Source organism: Clostridium nitrophenolicum, from assembly GCF_055391695.1.
In genome coordinates this window covers 2,187,563-2,208,238 of the sequence record NZ_AP042469.1, presented here as the reverse complement: position 1 = coordinate 2,208,238, position 20,676 = coordinate 2,187,563, and the positions used below count along the sequence as shown (strand labels likewise).

The window sequence follows — 20,676 nt, the reverse complement described above, 5'->3', positions numbered from 1 at the left end:
GGTAAAATTAATACCAGCCTTTTTATATAAAAAATAAGCTGGCACTAAGCAAGCTACACGATTTTAACATATGAGTTGTTAGTTCCACGATACAATGATAACACGTCTTAATATAGACAATTAAGTGTACGTTAGTAATAGTTTAAATATTTTTTATCCCCTTTGCATTTTCTAAACTCATTCTTCCTTTACTGGAATCCGTTATCCTTGGTGGCACCTCATAAAGTTTTTAGTTATAAAACAATCTGTACGCTCGCATCTTCTTACGAATATGACTTTATGTATTAATATAATTATATAGTTTTTTCCAATATAAATAAAGGAATTTTATTAAAGAAAAAGAGCCTGTATCTACTTAAGATGCAGGCTTGTTTAAATTTATAAAACAAGAATGTTGTGAATGAGTCCAACTCTATTTACATCATTCTTAATATCTTTCCTATAATATAGAGAATACACAAAATTATTTACACGGCTGTGCATAGTTAGACTTTTAAAACATTTTTCCATTAAAGCCCCAGTCGCTAACTTCACTAAATGTTATATATATACTGTCCTTTGGTATGTTAAGTTCCTTTTCATAAAGGCAGCATATCAAATCAGTTACCTTATTCTTGTACTGTCTTTCTGTAGTTCCAAATATTTTTACTTCAATAAAAGCAGCTTTTTCCATCTTCTTTCCTCTGAAATAGATTGTTTCATTGTCATCAAAACTTACCATGAGCCACTCTTCAGATTTTCCTGGAATTGCTGCAATAATTTCTCCCATTTGACTCTTTAAATTTTCCTTGTCTTGATCTGAAAGTTTTACTGTTAATTTTGAATTTATGTATGGCATAAATATTCACCTCATTTTTTGTATTTATCCGATGACTATCCGCTCTAATACTCCCATCTTAAAAGATGTGAGTAAAGAGCGGCTACGTCCCTGGATTCGTTCAACTAAACTTCAGATGGGGTTTACCCCCCATCTGAAGTAAGTTTCACTTTATCTTATTACTATTATACGATAAATCTATGGCTTTTAAAGTACCTTCTATAACTATTTTCAATTCATTATATACTTCAATCATTTTATTTTTCTTATTTTCAGGAGGTAAACTACTACTACTTATTTGATACATTTTCTTTCTTAATCTAAATACCTGAAGTGGCAATAATATATACATATTTTTCTTTTAGCAATTTGTATATATAGATTTAAAGACACAGAATTCTTCTCTGTGCCTTCCATGTACCATAAAAACTAATAATTATTATTTATCTATTTCTTATGACTACTCCTGGTTCTACAGGTTTTACTCTAACTCTAACCCTTTTAGCTCTAGGAATAATGACTCCAATACCTGTATACTCATATAATTTTCTATTTAACATTTCTAATATCATTCTTATATTTTTCAATACATTATCCATATTACATTTCTCCTCTAATTTTATTAAAGTATGTAAATATATAATAAAAGATTATTGTTACAGTATTGTGTCAAAATTATTACAATTATAATAAGTATTATATGATTTCCTAACAGGCTTTCTAGAATAATTATCCTCTACTAAAGAACTATATTTCTCATATCCTTCTTCTTTCATTTTATTTAATCATTTTTAGTTTTCAAATAAAATCATACATTGATAGCTGCTTACTCCCGTCTACTGGAGCTATGTTTAAATTAAAACAATTACTATTTTCTAGTTTTTCTTTAAGTTTTAATGCATTGTTTGGAGATTCTAGCAGCCACTCTTCTTCCTCTTCTTTTTTTATAAACACAGGCATTCGGTTATGAACTTTACTCATATGTTCATTGGCTGCACGAGTTAAAATAACAACTCCAAAATAAGGATTATTATTTTTATCAATGAAATTGTCATATATTCCTGCCATAGAAAAAATCTTAGTATCCTTCAAAGAAATTTTATACTTATCCTTGCCCTTCTCCCTATTATGCCATTCAAAAAAAGCATTGGCGGGAATGATACATCTGTTATTCAAAAAAGCTTTTCTGAAACTTTGTTTTTCATCTACTGTTTCAATCCTTGCATTTATTATTTCTTTATTTAGGCCTCTAATCTGATATCCCCATCTAAAAAAGTCTAATTTTCTTTCTTCATTATTAAATATTATAGGGATATTAGTGCCAGGGAATATTTCACCCTTGGAATATGTTATGTTTTTTGTATTCTTTATTCCGTACCTTGCCATTATATCTTCTATATCATTTTCAATATAAAAACGTCCACACATGATAATCACCGCATTTCATTAAGTTATTTGTTTAGACAACTGTTCCCAAAATAATACTTTTATTATATTGTATCTCAATAAATTATTATCATAAACAACTTTTATTAATTTGCTAATATCTTACATTGAAAAAACTGTGAATAGCAATTTTAAAATGCAACTTTCGGCAGTCTATACTGTGATTTAAAAACTGAATACTTATTCAGTAAAAGAGAAGAAATATAGTTATAATATTACTATATGGAGTAGTATGATATAGTTATTTTGTAAAGTATTTCATAAGTAATAAGGAAGGAAAATCCTCTGATGATGGGGATTTTTCTGTTTTTACTATAAATATATAGCTGATTAAGGTAATTGAAAGAAAATTATAATATTACAGGTACAAAATGGTGGTATATGATATAATTGTAAATATTATAGTAAAAAGCAATTGAAGTTAGTTGTTACGTTTATATAGATATCTGTGTACTAAAGATTATTTAATTAAGCTCTCTTTATTGTGCAGAAAAAGAGAGGTAGGATCATCTAAAAAAGAGTATTTTATTGTTAGGAGATAAAGATATGGAATGGATAGAACGATTAAATAGTGCGGTAAATTATATCGAGGAGAATATAAAAGAAACTATTGATTTGGAAGAAGTTTCAAAGATTGCATGTTGTTCAACATATCATTTTCAAAGGATGTTTGCCTATATAGCGGATATACCATTATCGGAGTACATACGTCGCAGGAGAATGTCATTGGCAGCTGTAGATTTACAGAGTGGCAGTGAGAAAGTGATAGATATTTCACTAAGGTATGGATATGATTCACCGACAGCATTTAACAGAGCTTTTAAAAGTGTACATGGAATAGCACCATCTCAGGCAAGAAAAGAAAGTACAATATTAAAAGCATTTCCTCCTATCAGCTTCAAAATAACAATAAAAGGAGATAGTGAAATGAATTACAGAATTGAAAAGAAAGAAGCATTTAGAATTGTGGGTGTTTCAGAACCATTAGAAACAGAGATTGAGAAAAACTTTGGAATAGTACCTCAAATGTGGGTTACAGCTGCAATGAATGGAACAATACCAAGACTTGCTGCCATGATGGAGGAAATACCAATGGGATTGCTAGGGGTAAGTTCCTGTAATAAATTAGATAATTGGAGATATTATATTGCAGTTGCAAGTAGTCGACCAATAGAAAATGATTTAGAAGAATACATTGTTCCTGGTTCCACGTGGGCAATTTTTTCGGGAGAAGGAAATAGTCAGTCTATGCAGGAACTAGAAAAAAGAATTGTAACTGAATGGCTTCCAACTTCAGGATATGAATATGCAAATGCACCAGATATTGAAGTATATTTAAATGCAGACCCAGAGCATATGAAGTATGAGGTGTGGATTCCAGTTTCAAAAAAGGAAAATTGAATTTATCTAAAAAGCAGCAAGAACGCTGGCACAAAAAATGTATGTGTTTGATAGAGCTTGAGAATGTGAGTGAAATAAAGCCTCTTGACTTCGAACATCAGGGCAATATGGATGATTGGCTTATTGTTGAAAAAATTGAAGATGTAGTTGTTGGTACAAGCATTCCATATAACTATGACAAATCGAAATTTTAGGTGGTGATGTTATGGCAATGTGGAATCCGTGGCGTGGATGCAATAAATATAGCGAAGGATGTAAATACTGCTATATTCATAAAGGTGATGCCAAAAGAGGAGTAGAAACAAGTACTATTGTAAAAACAGATAATTTTAATGCGCCTGTTGCAAAGAATAAAAAAGGTGAATATAAAATCAAATCGGGTCAAACCGTGTACCTATGCTTTTCTACAGACTTTCTTATTGAAGAAGCTGATGAATGGAGAGAAGAATGTTGGAAAATGATAAAAGAACGCTCAGACTTGAATTTCATTTTTCTCACAAAGAGAATTGAAAGGTTTTTACACTGTATTCCAAATGACTGGAACAATGGATACGACAATGTGACTGTTGGTTGCACTGTTGAAAATCAAGATAGAGCAGACTTTAGGCTCTCTATGTTTGCTACCTTTCCAATAAAGCATAGGAATGTAATTTGCCAGCCACTTATTGAAGAGATAAATATTGAAGAATATCTTGACAATGTTGAATTGGTTGTAGTTGGTGGTGAATCTGATAGAAATGCAAGACCACTGAATTTCAATTGGGTTTTATCTATTCGAGAGCAGTGCATAACTAAAGGAGTTCGTTTTGAGTTTAGACAATGTGGAACTCGCTTTATCAAAGATGGTAAGGAATATACACTTAATGTCAGAGATTTATGCAGTCAAGCAAGAAAAGCAAATATTGACTGTTAATTACTCGTTTAACGAGAGGATACAGGGTATGAGCATAATATGAAGTCATGTTAGTTCGCTATCTTCTTTAATGACAAATTTTCAGTAAAGCATGTAAAGCGGCTTACATCAATAGTGTAAATCTATATTTATATCTGATTTCCATGCAAAAGCTTAGAAAAAGTCTACGTTATACCTGTCACGGTGAACCGTACCATAAATGACGTAGACTTTGTTGAAGTCGTTTATATAGCTAGTTCTAGGCGGAAAATATTAGTTAAAGCGGGGACATCCATAGATTTAACTTGCATAAATCCATGGACATTCTCTGATGATGCCATTTATTGCATGAAAAATTCCTCTGCTTTTTCAACCCATTCTTCTGGATGATAGGCACTTATTTCTGAATGGTAATAACCCTTTAACTCAATTATTTTACACCTTTTCATATAAGAGTGAAATAATTCTCCGGATTGCTTGATACACTTCATCTCTTTACTTCCATACCAATAAATCGCATCTGTTTCACTATCTTTTAAACTTTCTTTTATTCTATATTGGTAATAAGTCTTAAAAATCTGATTCAAAGTTTCAGACTTTATACATGTCAAATCTCTCATATACAACTCTTCAATTTCTGCTGGTAATTGCATTCTTTTTGGAAGTAACTTTACGGACTGTCTATTAAAGGCTTTCGAAAATATATATTTACCTAACAATTTAGTTACAAATGTACTATACTTTAAAAGAAATGGCTGTGGGATACAAAGTCCACTTTCCACAATCGCTTTTCGTGCAATACTCTTTCTTCTTGATAAAAGTTCTATTGTAATCTGTCCTCCAAGAGAAACTCCACTGACTGCAAAAAGTTTACCACCACAATTATTGTCAATGTACTCGATTAATTGATCTGCAATTTTTTCTGTAGAAGTATAAGGAACATTTCTTTCTTCACCATGTCCATCTATTACAGGTAATATTACATGGTATTTATCTTGTAATAATCTAGCTTCACGTAAATAAAGCCAATAGGACCACCCAGCACCATGAATTAGCATTATATGTGGTGAATTTTTATCTCCATATTCATAAAATTTCATTTATTTTATTTCCTTTCTGGATTTATTTTAAAATATTTCATCCAACATATTTTCTATCATTTTGCTAATGATTTTCTCAATCCCTGATTCTTCTAAAATATCTTTATTTTCTACTGTGAGATTCATAACTTGAATCCAATTAATAACCGCATTTAAATCACAATTCTCTTTTTTTCTATTCACATAACGTAAATTTTTCTCCATTTCTCCTTTTACATCTGAGATTTTACGTAAACGATCCTTGGGAAGTCTCGTAATTAATGCTTGTATGTCATCGTTTTTTAAGAATCGATATACATTGTCTTCATCCTTTAAAATCATATTATAGTATAATTCACGCAGATCCTCTCGATCTAAAAATCCCTTTGATTGAATAATTCCTTCTGTCTTGTGATTTAATCTTTCATGATAAGCATTAGCTAGTTCATATACAAGCATTTCTTTCGAATTAAAAAAATTGTAGAATGTACCTTGTGCGATTCCCACTCTCTTTGTAAGTTCTTCAATACTCATTTTTTTCATTCCATTATATTTGATCAGTTCCAACCCTGTAGCCATAAGTTTCTCTCTTATTTCTTTTCTCTTTTCTTCTGAATATACCTTTGGCAATTTCTCATCCCCTATTTATCTACTGACTATCTGTTCTAATACTCCTGTTTTTATATGAATAAAAAGTAAAATTATTCATTAATTCATTTCCATATTATACCTAAGATATCATTTTGTCAATATATTTATGGGGACTATAACTTAACTTCTTGCCATTCCAATGGAATCAGAGCTGATTGTGCAGAAGATTATGTATTAACAAAGATGTAATAGTCCCGCTTGAGAGAGAGATTGTAAGGATTCCAAAATGGGGAAATCAACAATTAATATGAAATATGATGAAAAAGTAAACAGACCAAGGGTTTTATTATGAAGAAATGTAAGCTTTATTGAAGAGATGCTAAGTTCAATTTCTATGCTTGGAATACAAAAAACAAAAATTAGGTCTTTACGTATCCTTAATAGTTAAATAAATACCTAATTGTGATTTAATTTATTTGTCACACATCTAGATTATAAGAATACATATACTTCTAATGAATACCCATTTAGTGAATGCCTTTAAGTTTATTTGCATACTCAATTGCATAAGGAAAAAAGTTTTTAAAATCAAGTTCTAAACTTTCATAATTCCTAATCAACTCATCTATTGGGTTCAGTAGAGGGTGCTTTGATTTAGAAAATCTCCATGAAATTCTCTCTAATGATTTTTTTATACCATTTATCTCCCTATAGGAAACAAGCCAGTTTTCCTCTATCATGAAAGGCATCCTTGTTGTTAACTTTTCTGGTAAACAATAAGAAAATCTTTTAAGTATTCTATAAAAATTATCAGCATATTCTTCTAAGGGTATTGAAGAATACTCGGACCAGTTCTTAGCTAAGAAGTGATCATAGAACATATCAATCAATACCCCTGCAAATCTCCTGTTCAAGCTTGAAATTCTTTTTTTGCTCTCTAGAAAAATTGGATTTGAGTCAGTAAAGCTATCAAGTTTTCTATGCATAAAAATACCACTTTTTATAGAATACTCAAAGTTATTTTCCAAAGATTTATTTACAAAATCACCAAGAAAATTACCAAGCATACTTTCATCATTGTTGTCTGAGAGATATATGTGCGCTAAATAATTCATTTGTTCTCCTCACTATATAAATCAGATCATATTAAAATTCTTCGATTGTGTTTATTATATCATTTTTACCCTTTGTTTGTTCAAGCTCACATGTACGCTTCCTAAATTAACAAGCCGCATAGTAATTTGGTAAACTATGCAGCTCTTTATTATTAAACTGTTGTCTTTTCTATTAAAATAGCCCTTGCCGGTGCTGCTTCTACACCACTGATTTTAAGAGGGAGAGCACATAGCTCATATTCTCCTTCATTAATATGTTTAAGTCTAAGACCTTCAATAATTGTTATGCCACTACCAAGGAGAATCTTATGTGTGTCGTGACCTTCTTGGTTTCTCTCTATACCCAGAGAATCTATCCCAACACCTTTTATCCTTTGGTCTCTTAGATACATAGCCCCACTGTCCTCAAGGTAAACAAATTCAAAGTCAAAATCTTCTCTATAGGAATTTTTAGTTTTCAATATGATAAAATCATTCGCATTTATTTCTTTAGTAGCTAACTCATCTGCAGTAATCCTATCTTCTACTTTTGTAAAGTCCAAAACCTTGCAGTTTGTAATAGTTGATTCTATATTAAACTCATCCATATTTGAACCATCTTCTATCATATGAAGAGGTGCATCTATATGAGTTCCCGTATGCATATCCATCTTTATATTTGATTCATAGGCGCTGCTGTTCGAAAAATCCTGCATAACAGTAATAACAGGCCTTTTTATATCCTTATTTTTATATACTGGCATTTCAAAATTTATATCCATTGATATATCATATAACTTCATTTAATTCTCCTTTCTATATGTTCCACCAATTTCGTCCATCTTTTTTTAGTAAATCATCTGCTTCATCAGGTCCCCAAGTACCTGAATTATAAATAGGTAAATCACTCTGAATATTTTTCCATACCTTAGATATGGCATCAACAAACCTCCAGGAATATTCCACCTCATCCCATCTTGTAAATAGGGTTGAGTCCCCTTTCATTACATCGAAAATGAGCCTTTCATAGGCTTCCGGCGAATTGTTCTCAAGATTACAGTTCTGACAGAAGTCCATTTGAATAGGTATTATTTCATTCTCTACTCCAGGCTTCTTACCATTCATCTGAAAGTAAACCCCTTCACAAGGTTGAATTCTTATAACTAATAGGTTTGGCTCTAAATAATCAAATTCTTTGAAATATAACACTTTATGCAAAGACTTAAATTGTACAACAATTTCAGTTGATTTATTAGCAAGTCGCTTTCCTGTCCTTATATAAAAGGGAACTCCAGCCCATCTGTAATTTTGTATATGAAGCTTCATGGCAGCAAAAGTCTCAACATCAGAATCTTTTGCTACTTTTTCTTCTTCACTATATGCTAAAACTTCATTAGTACCAATTATACCTTTTCCGTATTGGCCTCTTACCATGTTTTCCTTAATATATTCCGGAGTTACACTTTCAATAGATTTGAGCACCTTCACCTTCTCATCTCTGATGTTTTCAGTATTGAGACTGGCAGGAGGCTCCATAGCTATCAGTGAAAAGAGCTGAAACATATGGTTTTGTACCATATCTTTAAGTGCTCCTGAGGATTCATAGTAGCCTCCTCTATTTTCAACTCCTACAATTTCGCTTGAGGAAATTTGAATATTATCAATATACTTGCTGTTCCAGAGAGATTCGTATACTACATTAGCGAATCTTATAACCATTATATTCTGTATCATTTCTTTTCCAAGATAATGATCTATTCTATAAATGTTTTCTTCACTAAAGGCTAAAGTTATCTTTTCATTTAGATAAGCAGCTGATTGTAGGTCTCTCCCAAAAGGTTTCTCGATTACTATTCTCCTATGACTATTTCCCTTGGCATTCATACCATAAAGCTTTAATTTATCAACTATTGGTTCGAAGTGCTCAGGAGAAACAGCAAGATAGTAAATTCTATTTCCATTTGTTTTATATTTCTCATCAAGATTTTTCAATACATTATTGAGTCTTATATATCCATGGTTATCCTGAAAGTCAAATTCTAAATAATATATCCTACTTTCAATGTCCTGCCATATTTCTTCTTCCATAGGGAACCTAGAGTATTTTTCTACTGATTGTTTGACCTGATTTCTATATTCTTCATCAGCTAAAATTCTTCTTCCTATAGAAACAACAGCAAAATCCTCCGGCAACATTTGCTGGTATGCAAGATTATATAAAGCTGGCATAAGCTTTCTATGGGTTAAGTCTCCGGTTCCACCAAATATAACCACAATGCATGACAGATCCACATTTTGATTCAAATTTATTCCTCCTTTTAGTCTGTACACTGAGTAGTTTAACCCACTCGCTCCCGCTCGCAGGTTGCCCGTTAAAGGTCATTTAGACCTTTGTCTTGCGACCACGGGGCAGCCTAATCTCACTCGCTTCCGCTCGCAGGTTGCCCGTTAAAGGTCATTTAGACCTTTGTCTTGCGACCACAGGGCAGCCTAATCTCACTCGCTCCCGCTCGCAGGCTGCCCGTTAAAGGTCATTTAGACCTTTAACCTCGCTACATAAGGAGGGCACTATTCACTTTTCTTGGTTGCGTGTCCTCCAAATTCATTCCTTAGTGCAGCTACAACTTTTCCTGTGAAAGTATCTTCTTGTTCTGATCTGTACCTCATAAGCAATGATTGTGTTATAACTGCTGCTGGTACTTTAAGCTCCAATGCTTCTTGAACAGTCCATAAACCTTCGCCGGATGAATACATAACGCCCTTAATTGCATCTAACTGAGGATCTTTTCTAAAAGCATTCTCGGTTAATTCCATAAGCCATCCTCTAATAACAGATCCATGATTCCAGACTTTTGCAACCTTTTCAAAGTCCAAGCTAAATTGAGATTTTTCTAATATTTCAAAGCCCTCTCCTATAGCCTGCATCATACCATATTCGATACCATTATGGACCATCTTTACGAAATGCCCTGAACCATTTGCTCCTGTATGCAAATATCCATTTTCAATACTTATATCTTTTATAAAGGGTTCAAGAAATTCAAAGACTTCAGTTTCAGCTCCTATCATAGTGCAGGCCCCATTTCTAGCACCCTCAATTCCTCCACTAGTGCCTATGTCAACAAAATCTATTTCTTTACTCTTAAGATAATTATATCGTCTTAATGTATCCTTATAGTTAGAGTTACCTCCATCTATTATTATGTCCTGTTTACTTAATAGAGGAACTAGCTTGTCAATCGTTTCATCTACAGAATTGCCCGCAGGTACCATCAACCATATGACTCTTCTTCCTTCTAATTTCTTGACTAGTTCCTCAATGCTATATGCTCCAATTAGCCCTTCCTTTTCTGCTTCTTTTACCTTTTCCAAGGTTCTATTGAAAACTACCACATGGTGGCCATGTTCTCTTGCATTTAAAGCTAAATTATAGCCCATTCTTCCGAGTCCAATTATTCCTAATTTCATCTTTATCCTCCTAACACAAAAGAATTAATAAGAAGTGTTTTTATCTAGTAGGCACTTTTTTTATATGAAGTATAAAAAATTATACTCTTATAAGAAATATTTTAGTACATAACATGATGTATTATTCTTATTTTATGAACAAAAGTAATAAACAATTGTATCAATATGTTATACACAGGTAGAAAATAAATTAGCCTATATCTCAAATTACCATGTAAAGTAAGATATAGGCTTTATTTTAAAGGAAGAATACCTTGGAAGAAGTATGCTTCTTTCTATTCTAACAAACTGCCAAAAAATATGTCCATAATGCTGTACTCAGCTATTCTGGCTTTTCAATAAGACTTATTTTTAGCTTATATGGTTCTGTAAACATATCGTATGTAGAATTCTCAATTATACAATGTTTAACAGTAAACAAAAATCCATTGTTAACAGGATAATCTACTTGCTTGCTATTCAGTATTACAAGTATTTCATCATTAGTTAATTCCTTCTCCATATTATTATCTGTAAGTACTTCTCCACTTACATCTTTATATTCAAATACCACTTTCATAGCTTTTTCTCCTCTAAAAATTACTTTTATCTTTATTATAATTCGTAATGCAGAATATAGACTTTATAGAATTACTAAGACTTTCCTCTAAATTCAGTACCGCATTTTTTACAGGTAATAACCATCTTCCCCTTCTTTCTAGGAACTCTAAGCTTTTGAGAACATTTTGGACATTTAAATATTTTATAATCACGAAATTCCGAAACTGAATATTTATATCTATAGAATTTTTGCTTTATAGTAAAAAGACATTCTTCAAATACTACTAACTCTCTATGCCTTTTATATTTATTCTTTGAAAAGATTCTCCAGGTTCCATAAATAATTAGAGCATATCCTAACATAATAGTATATCTACTAATTGAAAGTATACATCCTGTAACAATCAAATACTTAGAAAACCTATCAAATCCATTTGAATCTCTTAAATAGTATGCAATTTTGTATAAATAATTTCTAAAGTTCAATTAAATGCTCCTCCCTTTATAATTATTGAGAATTAATTTATATATTGCTAAATTTCCATGAATACAGGTTAGTATATAGAGTATGTATCTACAACAAGTATTATATCAATTTTTAGGAACGAAACAAGTGGCACCTTCATATATTGATAAAAGAAAGGATGTGATTAGTTGAGTTACTATACTTATTATAAATCACCTTACCCAATCTACCCCTACTTATATAATCCCCCATATTATGGTGCCCGAACAGCTTATCCAATGAACAACTATTGTCCTTATTGTAATTATATGCCTTCATCCTTTCCTTATTTCGAAGGCAATAGGCAAAATGTAACATCTATCATTCTGTGGCATAACAGTTCCACTAACGAGACCCAATTCTGGTATATGGACGGCAATAAAGTTGCTCGGAGGGGAACGGTCCTCGGAGAGGACGGCAAGCCAGTCTACATTGGTCCGCCATGGAACATAGTTGGAATGGGCAATATGGATGATGGTGGGCAGCCAGATATAGTTTGGTACAACAGTTCTACCGGTGAGATTCAAATTTGGTTTATGAATGGTCATAGGCTTGTTCGTCGGGGAACAGTGCTCGGTGAAGATGGCAGACCAGCTTACATTGGCCCGCCTTGGAGCATCGCTGCGATCGCCGATAGGAAGATCATTTGGCACAACAATTCTACTAACGAGACCCAAATTTGGTTCATGGATGGTAATAGAGTTACTCGTCGAGGAACGGTGCTCGGTGAAGATGGCAGACCAGCCTACGTTGGGCCGCCTTGGAGCATTGTTGCATCCGACTATTCACATATCGTTTGGCACAACAGTTCTACCAATGAGACTCAATTTTGGTACATGGAGAATAATAAAGTCGCTCGTCGTGGAACAGTGCTTTGGGAAGACGGCAGACGACCAGCTTACGTTGGACCGCCTTGGAGCATCGTTGGAGTCATTCAAGAGATTGGGGATACGCCAAACATTATTTGGTATAACAGTTCCACCGGTGAGACCCAATTTTGGCTTATGGATGGTAATAGGATTAATCGTCGGGAAACAGTGCTCGGGGAAGACGGCAGACCAGCCTACGTTGGACCGCCTTTTAGCATCGTTGGAGTTGGCACTCCATATATTCCCGTAGAGCCTGGCACACCGAAGTAACAGATTCTAGGATCGGATATACCTATGAAGTAACTGGGAAAATAGTTGTTTTTAATGAAATGGAGATACAACCATCCCCTTTATATTATTGATTATATTATTGCTTCTTAATCCTATTGAACTAATCCAATAAAAACGAATATTGCAAAATTACCCTCAGTCTTAAGAATTCCATTAGAAGTTGATGTCCTTTGTCTGTTTTTGAACACTTCATTTGTAAATTCCCCCATTTTGCGTTGAAGAGGAACAAAATCATTTAATCAAAAATATAGCACTACCATTGCTTATATGATAGTGCTAACTTTCTATTTGTATCACATTTAGGTCTAATGTTTTCCAGTTATAAATTCATATGTAAAACTTACATTAGAACTCAAAATGCGATGTATCTCCTGGATTTCACTGTTAATATCTTTGGATTTAAAAAGTAACATGGATATTGCTTCCCATAGAAAAATCCATCCCCCTATATTTACTCCTTCTAAGACTGTACTTAATAACACGCTTTTTTTAATAAATATAGTTTCTAAATCAAAACCTACGCTAAGCAGCAAGACGGATGTCAGCACATATATAACTGTATCTATATTAGAAGACTTTAATTCAGACCTCTTAGTTTTAAGTCTCCTTAAGCAGCACCTTTGTAGAGCATGCATTATGGATTCTTCCATTACTTTATTCTTTTTTTCTCCGGTAATATGAAAACTTATACCTGTACTATTTTTACTTGGAATATTAGCAAAACTATCCTTTAAATATAACTGTATATTTTTATTAATATTTCTTAGTTTTAGTGGAGAGTCATCCAGGTTATCAAAAATATCATTATACTTATGAATCTTAAGGTTAATTATATAATTTAGAGTCCTCTTATTAATATTATCTACTCCATTAAAATAATTTTCCACCCTCATTATTAAAACAATTCTCCTAACTCAGAATCATAATATCCTTATAATCTTATATGATGACAACTCTTTTTTTATGTAAATTTTTATATTAACTTATCTTCTTTTAATAAATTAAACAGTGTTGGGTTAAAGTTAAATTCTTCAATTAAAGCTTTTACCTCAGCTAAAGCTTTCTCTCTCTTATCTTTAGATACATTCCCTTTTGCCGCTCTAATTAATATATTCTTAGGTGAATGTTCTATATCTATAAATTCTAGAAGTTGAGTTTTGTAACCTAAAGCTTCTAGTAAATTAGCTCTAACAGCATCGGTCATAAGTGCTGCTACTCTTTCCTGTACTATTCCATACCTTGTCAATATAGAAAGTGCTTCTGTTTTCATTTGGTCATTGAACTCATGCTGACAGCAAGGAACAGAGAAAATCATTTTACTATTCCACTTTATTGCATTATATAAAGCATAATCCGTTGCTGTATCACAGGCATGTAGTGTAATTACCATATCAACTTTGTTATTATACTTGAATCCATTTATATCGCCAATTTCAAAATGTAAATTTTCATAATTATATTTTTTAGCTATCTCATTACAGTTTTTAATGACATCCTCTTTAAGATCCAGTCCTATCATTTTAACATCAATTTTTTTAATCTCAACAAAATAATAATACATTATAAAGGTTAAGTAGGATTTTCCACATCCGAAATCTAAAATCGTAAGTTCCTTGAAGTCGTTTTTCTTAACTTCATCATCTATAATTTCTATAAATCTATTTATTTGTTTATACTTATCATATTTTGAATTAACTACTTTACCTTCTTTTGTAAAAACACCTAAATCTATAAGAGGTTCAATAATCATTCCCTCTTTAAGGATGTAGTTTTTTTCTTTATTATGACTTTTATTTGCCATCTTTGTATTGTCGCTTTTCTTTTTCCCTAAGAAGACTTTTCCTTTTTTAGATATTTTCAAATCAAATATATGTATATTAGACCAAGCAGAAAGCTGTTTAAAGTTTCCCTGTAAGTACTCAATTAGTTTTTCTTCTAATATATTTACTTCAATATTTTCATGAAAAACTTGTTTATCAGTGAATTTTTCTATCTGATAATATTGTTTACCCTTGTTCTCCTTGGCAATAAAGGTTATTTTGTTATATTTAACGTCTTTATTCTCTTTATTGCTGATAACTACTTTTATAATTTCTTCTTGTGTTATTTCGTTAATTGCTTTCTTTAATTCATCCATATCTTATCTTTAGTGAAAGAGTGTATTGCAAGTACCAAACTCCCACTAAATCTATCCTCCTTTCATTTTATACACTTTTATGTATCTAATAGCTTATTGATTCGCTTTATGAGAAAAATGCGTATTAATTAATCCACCAGCTTATGCTTCGTTTATTTTCTTTTTATTCAAAAAACAAAAATCACAGCATTTACTTCCTGTGCCCAACGTTCCTGTTCGAATAAACTTTACTTTTTTCATTGAATCATAAATTACATGGTCTACACTACAGAAAATTTTGCAAAATTCAAGACAATCGTTCTCTACACAAGCATCATACCAGAGACATTTGGTTATGTTATATTCTACTGATGTACTGTCATTTTTTATGACTTCCGTTACTCAGTTATCACTCTTATTAACCGTACCAACCATTATACTCCTAAACATATAAAAGTATCAAGGTATGAATTCAAGCGCTGAATACTGTTTATTGAGTTTCGGTCCCACAATAGTAAGCATGTACTTTTCAACCGTATCATATGCTTTTTTCTGTTCACCTAATTCCTCTTGCAATACCTTATACAATGCAACCTTTGGAAAAATTATTTTTGTCAATGTTATCTTCTGATTATTACTTTTTCCTGTAGTCAACTCAAGTATTATTTGTAATTTCCTCTGTTGTAAATCATAAATTTTATTACCTAAACTCTGGCCAAATTCATTTATCAAAAATTGTTACATAATGCTTCTCCGCTCTTTCACAATTATTAAATAACCATTATTTCATAAAATCTTACAGTTGTAACTTAATCTAATTTTGCCCACTTGTCCAAAAAGTTTACGGTTTCCTTCCAGCAATTAACATTTGTTTTTCCAAAGCTATCTACATCCTCTGGATATTTATTTGAAGGATATATAGACTGATAAGGTACTGTTAGCATATGCCCAGATTTTTCGTAAGTAATATGCTTATATTCATATTTTAAATGAGCTTTTCTCAGCAATTATACAATTGTTTCACAGTGAATTTTAGAAGGCCAAATTTCATCTTTCAAAGATGAAACCATGAGAATTGGACCATTTATCTTCTCTACTGGAATTATAGCTTCGTAAGTATTTCCTTTCTCAAGGAGCTTGTTGTACATCCAAGCTATTGCTCCTTTATCTCTTAACATCATTTTTATAAGTGTCCTAATCAAAATAGAAAAACTAAATTTTATATAAGGGATTTCTTTTCCTTTATACATCCATGATGAATGTTTAGAAGGAAACTTATTAGCTTTTAAGCCTTCATAAACATAACAGCTTGGCGTATTAGCAATAACGCAGCTTATGTCTTTAAACATAGATGCAGCAAGCAAAACCATTTCTCCACCTTTAGATCTACCATAAATTCCAATCTTATTTTTAGTCACAGTAGCTTGTTTTTTTAGCCATTTTATTGCATTCTCAACACATTCAAGCTCTATGCAGCTTAGACTTTCATTAGTTCCTTCAAGAGCAAAGTAACATACGGCTAATGCTGAATATCCATGCATTGCAAAGAGTTCAGCAATTGCCTGTGCTTTTTCAATTCTACCATCACTTCCACTTAAAACAATTACTGCTGGCTTAGGAGTATTGTCTTTTGAAGTAAAGTATCTTGCTAAAAGTTTGTCTTCTACTACATTCACACTTCTAATATTTTCATCACAATAAATCCTTTTATGTGTTTTTGATGCAATAACTACACCATTACTCTCTACCTGAAAAGTAATGGTGTAGTTTCTATTTTCTCTAATATCACTTAATCTTGTAGGTACATTAGCTTTTTGATTTTCTTTCACACTCATGGAATAGAAAAGTCCCATTTTATCTATATTTTTATATGTTCCTTCAATAGGCTTAGCATTTTCTAGATCTATATTTCCATTTTCATCTGCTGCAAAAACTGCATAAGATTCCCACTTTGCTTTATCTCCTACATCAAATATAGAAGCATTTATACAATAATAATCATCACTTAAAGCACGAATTGTTACTTTTTCATTTTTTAAAAGACCGCTTATTTTTATGTTTACAGATTCATCTGCTTTTGATACTTCCGGTACAATACTCATTGTACAATTATTTTTCATTACTTTCTCCCCCTATATTAACTCTTTCTCCATAGCCAGTCCAATTACTTCCATCGTAATTCGCTATTTTCTTTAACAACTCCCATAGGTTTTCTAGTTCCTTTTCCTCAAAATTGCCAAACATATTTTTCAGAAATTCATTTCCTTTTTCGTAATACTCTTCCATGATTTCTCTACATTCTTTGGTTATTTTAATATTTATGGCACGTTTATCTTTTTCGTTTTTCTCCAAAAACACATAGTTCTTTTTTTGTAAACTATCAATAATGTGTTTTACATTCTGTTTTGTGCATCCCATCTTATCTGCTATCTGGCTGTATGATGCATTGTCTTCTGGTAAATGTAAAATTGTCAAAAGTACCATCCACTGACGTACAGTTATTCTTTCATCCATCTTATCACCTTGTACTTGAATCTTATTTGACAAATAAAAAATTTTGGTGAATTATTTCCCTGTAGCTTAGGAGGTGGTATTGGATATGCTAGAATTATTTATAAAAAGTTTTACTACTATTTATATTGTTAAGTTAGTTTTAAAACATAATCTTTTTATATATCAACTTAAAATTAATATCAAGTTGCTTGGTCTTAATATAGAAGTTAAAAGCAAAGAAAAAAGTGCCCCATCCTCACACGATTAGCACTTTTTCCTTAAATTAATTTCTCATTAATTTATCCAATAGCCCTAAAACAAAATAAGCACTCTGTGAAAGTGACTAGCACCAAATATAAAATTTGGGCTATCTACTTTTGTTCTAAGGATGCTTAGTGTTACCAGCACTAAGCATTTCTTATTTATATTATATCAAACTTTTTATAAAAATAAACTAATTTTTTAAATACGTTTTATTTAATTCTATAACTTATCTTTTAAGACTTCCTTCAATAGCAAAACAAATTGTTAACAATTTTCTGCTTACATCTCCCGAGGATGCTAATGAGCGTAGCGAGTTTGCTACATTTAGAAAAAGGCTATGTGACACTTTGTGTTAACTCCAAAATGCCTATAGCATTTTAATTAAAAGTTCTGCTTTTCCTTCTTCTCTACCTTTTTCTATCCCCTCTTGTATTAGACTTTTACCAAGTTCAGTCATTCTTAATTCCTCCTTTAACTTTTCTAGATCTTTTCCACTCAAAAATTTATTTGCAAAAGCATATAATATTGACTCTACATCATACTTATAATCTTTATTTACATCTTTTACTATACTAATAGCATTAAGTATTTTGTCTACTATACTTATATTTCCACCCATTATAGGTGTAAATGTTAAAGATATTATATCTTGCTTTGTAATTTCCATTCCAGATTTTATTTTCTCTACAATATCATTATATATCTTATCTCCATCTCTATCAGCCATAGATATTGAATTTACTTTATATTCATTTATTCCTGTTCTTAAAGTATTTTCTGGATTTTTGATATTACCTGAATAAACAACATAGGTCAATACATCTTTACCAGTATGATGGCTTAACACTGCTTCATAAGCTCTAAACCGTCTTAAATCTACCTCTCCTTTATTAGTTGTTTGAAATTCAAAATGTATAAAAGTATCATCTTCCATTACATAAATATCATGTGGAACGCACTTTTTAAGATTTTCACAATTAGCTAGTTTACTTTAGAATTTAGTTGACATAATATTGATATTGTAAACAATAAAAGATTTTAATGCCAAATAAAGATATAAAAAAGCAGATGCCGCCTTCGACAATCTGCCATGCTATCTTTTTAAACTCTATTATTATAACTGGAATTCAAACGATAAAACTTCTTTAAAACTAATAAAGTTATATTAGTATCCTTGCAATTTCCCCTTAATAAATCTTTAATATTATGTTTTACATGTTTTTTCCCGAATCTATTCACAAATAAATATTTTTCGTTACTAGGAATTTCCTTTAAATACTGAATTAAAGGTATCATTATAGGTTGAGGTATATATACTTCTTTGCCCTCTTCAATTATAATAACTTTTTTATCTATGTTTACATTTTCTCTTTTAATATCCAAGATTTCAATTTCATTAAATCCAGCATAAGCTATAAGCATTAGAATTATTGAGACTTTAATTTTTCCTTTTGATAACAAATCTTCTAAAAAATTTTCTATATATTTTTTATCTACTAGACATTTATTTTCATTTTTCAATCTTTCCACTTCTAAACTAGGTATTCGTCTGTGTCCCCAATAGTCTTTATAACTTTTAATTTTATTATCATTACACCATTTAACTATAGTTGCAGGAGTTACTTCAACTAATTCTGCAAACTGTTTAACTGTAAGCATTTCTTTTATTTTTTTATTTGTATAGTCCTTTTTTTTAGTTGAGTAGCCGCATATCTCATCTATTTCTTTTTCGCTGTATCCTTGAGATTTAAGTTTTGACATATAAAAGCTTCTCAAAGTATTTATGGTTATATTAAAGTCAGAAAGATTCTTTCTAAGTATCCAGTGTATTCCTGCACTAGTGTATTTTATATTTCTTTCATTTATAAATAAATAATCTTTTATTATCTCTTCATCTTTTAAATATAATTTCAAAGAATTTTCTACTGATGAATTCATTGGTATATCTCTTGTATATTTGCCACTGATATGAATTTTTCTATTATCAAAATCTATATGTTTTAACTGAAGTTCAACTACTTCGCTAGTTCTTAAGCCTGCATAAGCTATAAAACAGAGAATTGTAGAATTTTTAATACTGTCATTTGAACAAACTTCCATAAGTAAAGCTTCAACATCTCTTTCATTTATTTTTATCTTTTCAACCTTTTTCTTAGGAATTTTTATTATTAGATTATTAGTAGCAACCATAGTTTCTTGTATTCCTTCATCTATAAGAAACTTATTATAGGATACTATAAATTTAATATAGCTATTCACAGAGCTTGTACTATACTTTGATGATAAATATTGTATATATTGTGTCACTGTACTTTTCTCCAGCTTAATATTATCCAAAGACCTTTTCATTTCTTTCTGATGCCAATACATAAATTTCTTAAGGTAGTATATATATAAGTTTTGAGTATTATCACTATATCCCTGCTTCAATAAATAACTATTATACTTAATTATTAAACTCATTATTTCCTCACATTATTAAATCTCTATTCAAATATTCTTTTAGTTTAATTATACCAAATTTTACTCAACTATAAATATTGATATAATTTTCAGGTTTTATGCAAATATTTGTTCTTATTTTAATCATAATCAAAACATTACATCAATTACTCCGCACTTACAACAGCCTGTAATCTTCTCATCCCTTGAAAATAAATCTCTCCCTCTAATTAAATACAACTATTACAAAAAAACAAAAATGTATATTTTATAATAAAAAATAAAGGTTTCAAAAGTAAAAATTACTACTCTACCTATTTTATAAAAGTTGTAATACTGTAATGTTTACAATTCATTAACACTTTTTT

General features: G+C 31.0%; 24 protein-coding genes and 3 pseudogenes. 6 read left to right on the top strand and 21 right to left on the bottom strand.

Going from position 1 to position 20,676, the window contains the following annotated elements; genetic code table 11:
- Positions 1 to 493: 493 nt before the first annotated feature.
- The 4 genes from ACZ5N4_RS10280 to ACZ5N4_RS10265 all read right to left on the bottom strand — a co-directional run bounded on the left by ACZ5N4_RS10280 (position 494) and on the right by ACZ5N4_RS10265 (position 2,245).
- On the bottom strand, positions 494 to 838 hold the full coding sequence (locus ACZ5N4_RS10280; RefSeq protein WP_464209620.1) for a phenylpyruvate tautomerase MIF-related protein: 345 nt from the start codon (positions 836 to 838) through the stop codon (positions 494 to 496).
- Positions 839 to 983: 145 nt separating this feature from the next.
- Complete coding sequence (locus ACZ5N4_RS10275; protein WP_464209618.1) at positions 984 to 1,169, bottom strand: hypothetical protein; 186 nt, start codon at positions 1,167 to 1,169, stop codon at positions 984 to 986.
- Positions 1,170 to 1,260: 91 nt separating this feature from the next.
- Positions 1,261 to 1,416: a hypothetical protein gene (locus ACZ5N4_RS10270; protein WP_464209616.1), complete on the bottom strand. Its 156-nt coding sequence runs from the start codon at positions 1,414 to 1,416 to the stop codon at positions 1,261 to 1,263.
- 199 nt (positions 1,417 to 1,615) lie between these two features.
- Positions 1,616 to 2,245, bottom strand: coding sequence for an SOS response-associated peptidase (locus ACZ5N4_RS10265; protein WP_464209614.1), 630 nt, complete (start codon positions 2,243 to 2,245; stop codon positions 1,616 to 1,618).
- Between the two features lie 564 nt (positions 2,246 to 2,809).
- Between ACZ5N4_RS10265 and ACZ5N4_RS10260 the strand changes: the two genes are divergently transcribed.
- From ACZ5N4_RS10260 to ACZ5N4_RS10250, 3 genes and pseudogenes are all read left to right on the top strand, one after another.
- Positions 2,810 to 3,664 carry an AraC family transcriptional regulator gene (locus ACZ5N4_RS10260; RefSeq protein ID WP_464209612.1) on the top strand — a complete coding sequence of 285 codons (855 nt, stop codon included), beginning with the start codon at positions 2,810 to 2,812 and terminating at the stop codon, positions 3,662 to 3,664.
- Positions 3,658 to 3,858 (top strand): annotated as a pseudogene (locus ACZ5N4_RS10255) (hypothetical protein); the annotation flags it as partial. The gene ACZ5N4_RS10260 and the pseudogene ACZ5N4_RS10255, both read left to right, overlap by 7 nt.
- An 11-nt stretch (positions 3,859 to 3,869) precedes the next feature.
- Positions 3,870 to 4,577, top strand: coding sequence for a DUF5131 family protein (locus ACZ5N4_RS10250; protein WP_464209610.1), 708 nt, complete (start codon positions 3,870 to 3,872; stop codon positions 4,575 to 4,577).
- Between the two features lie 320 nt (positions 4,578 to 4,897).
- On the opposite strand, the gene ACZ5N4_RS10245 is transcribed toward ACZ5N4_RS10250, so the two are convergent.
- Entirely contained in the window at positions 4,898 to 5,656 is a 759-nt protein-coding gene (locus ACZ5N4_RS10245; protein WP_464209608.1) for an alpha/beta fold hydrolase, read from the bottom strand.
- Positions 5,657 to 5,683: 27 nt separating this feature from the next.
- The gene (locus ACZ5N4_RS10240) at positions 5,684 to 6,265 is read right to left on the bottom strand and encodes a TetR/AcrR family transcriptional regulator (RefSeq protein ID WP_464209606.1); all 582 of its coding nucleotides are present in this window, start codon (positions 6,263 to 6,265) and stop codon (positions 5,684 to 5,686) included.
- Between the two features lie 229 nt (positions 6,266 to 6,494).
- Between ACZ5N4_RS10240 and ACZ5N4_RS10235 the strand changes: the two are divergent.
- Positions 6,495 to 6,674: pseudogene (locus ACZ5N4_RS10235) on the top strand (hypothetical protein); the annotation flags it as partial.
- 79 nt (positions 6,675 to 6,753) lie between these two features.
- Here ACZ5N4_RS10235 and ACZ5N4_RS10230 read toward each other — a convergent pair.
- The 6 genes from ACZ5N4_RS10230 to ACZ5N4_RS10205 form a co-directional block, all read right to left on the bottom strand.
- Positions 6,754 to 7,341 (bottom strand): acyl carrier protein phosphodiesterase, encoded by a 588-nt coding sequence (locus tag ACZ5N4_RS10230; protein WP_464209604.1) that lies wholly within the window; start codon positions 7,339 to 7,341, stop codon positions 6,754 to 6,756.
- Positions 7,342 to 7,493: 152 nt separating this feature from the next.
- Entirely contained in the window at positions 7,494 to 8,123 is a 630-nt protein-coding gene (locus tag ACZ5N4_RS10225; protein ID WP_464209602.1) for a cyclase family protein, read from the bottom strand.
- 13 nt (positions 8,124 to 8,136) lie between these two features.
- Positions 8,137 to 9,624 carry a glucose-6-phosphate dehydrogenase gene (gene zwf, locus ACZ5N4_RS10220; RefSeq protein WP_464209601.1) on the bottom strand — a complete coding sequence of 496 codons (1,488 nt, stop codon included), beginning with the start codon at positions 9,622 to 9,624 and terminating at the stop codon, positions 8,137 to 8,139.
- 264 nt (positions 9,625 to 9,888) lie between these two features.
- Complete coding sequence (gnd, locus tag ACZ5N4_RS10215; protein ID WP_464209599.1) at positions 9,889 to 10,788, bottom strand: phosphogluconate dehydrogenase (NAD(+)-dependent, decarboxylating); 900 nt, start codon at positions 10,786 to 10,788, stop codon at positions 9,889 to 9,891.
- A 322-nt stretch (positions 10,789 to 11,110) separates the two neighbouring features.
- Positions 11,111 to 11,347, bottom strand: coding sequence for a hypothetical protein (locus ACZ5N4_RS10210; RefSeq protein WP_464209597.1), 237 nt, complete (start codon positions 11,345 to 11,347; stop codon positions 11,111 to 11,113).
- 74 nt (positions 11,348 to 11,421) lie between these two features.
- The gene (locus ACZ5N4_RS10205) at positions 11,422 to 11,814 is read right to left on the bottom strand and encodes a hypothetical protein (RefSeq protein ID WP_464209595.1); all 393 of its coding nucleotides are present in this window, start codon (positions 11,812 to 11,814) and stop codon (positions 11,422 to 11,424) included.
- A gap of 168 nt (positions 11,815 to 11,982) precedes the next feature.
- Here ACZ5N4_RS10205 and ACZ5N4_RS10200 point away from each other — a divergent pair, with 168 nt between their 5' ends.
- Positions 11,983 to 12,972 (top strand): hypothetical protein, encoded by a 990-nt coding sequence (locus ACZ5N4_RS10200; protein ID WP_464209593.1) that lies wholly within the window; start codon positions 11,983 to 11,985, stop codon positions 12,970 to 12,972.
- 326 nt (positions 12,973 to 13,298) lie between these two features.
- Here ACZ5N4_RS10200 and ACZ5N4_RS10195 read toward each other — a convergent pair whose 3' ends face one another.
- The 7 genes from ACZ5N4_RS10195 to ACZ5N4_RS10165 all read right to left on the bottom strand — a co-directional run bounded on the left by ACZ5N4_RS10195 (position 13,299) and on the right by ACZ5N4_RS10165 (position 17,656).
- On the bottom strand, positions 13,299 to 13,886 hold the full coding sequence (locus tag ACZ5N4_RS10195; RefSeq protein WP_464209591.1) for a hypothetical protein: 588 nt from the start codon (positions 13,884 to 13,886) through the stop codon (positions 13,299 to 13,301).
- Between the two features lie 80 nt (positions 13,887 to 13,966).
- Entirely contained in the window at positions 13,967 to 15,130 is a 1,164-nt protein-coding gene (locus ACZ5N4_RS10190; RefSeq protein WP_464209589.1) for a class I SAM-dependent methyltransferase, read from the bottom strand.
- A gap of 141 nt (positions 15,131 to 15,271) precedes the next feature.
- A complete protein-coding gene (locus ACZ5N4_RS10185; protein ID WP_464210891.1) occupies positions 15,272 to 15,499 on the bottom strand; it encodes an L-2-amino-thiazoline-4-carboxylic acid hydrolase in 228 nt (75 codons plus the stop codon).
- Positions 15,500 to 15,568: 69 nt separating this feature from the next.
- A complete protein-coding gene (locus tag ACZ5N4_RS10180) occupies positions 15,569 to 15,841 on the bottom strand; it encodes a hypothetical protein (protein WP_464209587.1) in 273 nt (90 codons plus the stop codon).
- Between the two features lie 77 nt (positions 15,842 to 15,918).
- Positions 15,919 to 16,053 carry a hypothetical protein gene (locus tag ACZ5N4_RS10175; protein WP_464209585.1) on the bottom strand — a complete coding sequence of 45 codons (135 nt, stop codon included), beginning with the start codon at positions 16,051 to 16,053 and terminating at the stop codon, positions 15,919 to 15,921.
- A gap of 63 nt (positions 16,054 to 16,116) precedes the next feature.
- On the bottom strand, positions 16,117 to 17,229 hold the full coding sequence (locus tag ACZ5N4_RS10170) for an acyl-CoA thioesterase/BAAT N-terminal domain-containing protein (RefSeq protein WP_464209583.1): 1,113 nt from the start codon (positions 17,227 to 17,229) through the stop codon (positions 16,117 to 16,119).
- Positions 17,219 to 17,656 carry a MarR family winged helix-turn-helix transcriptional regulator gene (locus ACZ5N4_RS10165; protein WP_464209581.1) on the bottom strand — a complete coding sequence of 146 codons (438 nt, stop codon included), beginning with the start codon at positions 17,654 to 17,656 and terminating at the stop codon, positions 17,219 to 17,221. Before ACZ5N4_RS10165 ends, ACZ5N4_RS10170 begins: the two co-directional genes overlap by 11 nt.
- A 52-nt stretch (positions 17,657 to 17,708) precedes the next feature.
- Between ACZ5N4_RS10165 and ACZ5N4_RS10160 the strand changes: the two genes are divergently transcribed.
- Positions 17,709 to 17,870 carry a hypothetical protein gene (locus ACZ5N4_RS10160; RefSeq protein ID WP_464209579.1) on the top strand — a complete coding sequence of 54 codons (162 nt, stop codon included), beginning with the start codon at positions 17,709 to 17,711 and terminating at the stop codon, positions 17,868 to 17,870.
- Between the two features lie 366 nt (positions 17,871 to 18,236).
- Here the strand turns inward: ACZ5N4_RS10160 and ACZ5N4_RS10155 are convergent.
- Both ACZ5N4_RS10155 and ACZ5N4_RS10150 read right to left on the bottom strand, forming a co-directional pair.
- Positions 18,237 to 18,806, bottom strand: a pseudogene (locus tag ACZ5N4_RS10155) (DUF4351 domain-containing protein); the annotation flags it as partial.
- Between the two features lie 161 nt (positions 18,807 to 18,967).
- The gene (locus tag ACZ5N4_RS10150; protein WP_464209577.1) at positions 18,968 to 20,329 is read right to left on the bottom strand and encodes a tyrosine-type recombinase/integrase; all 1,362 of its coding nucleotides are present in this window, start codon (positions 20,327 to 20,329) and stop codon (positions 18,968 to 18,970) included.
- Positions 20,330 to 20,676: the final 347 nt, after the last annotated feature.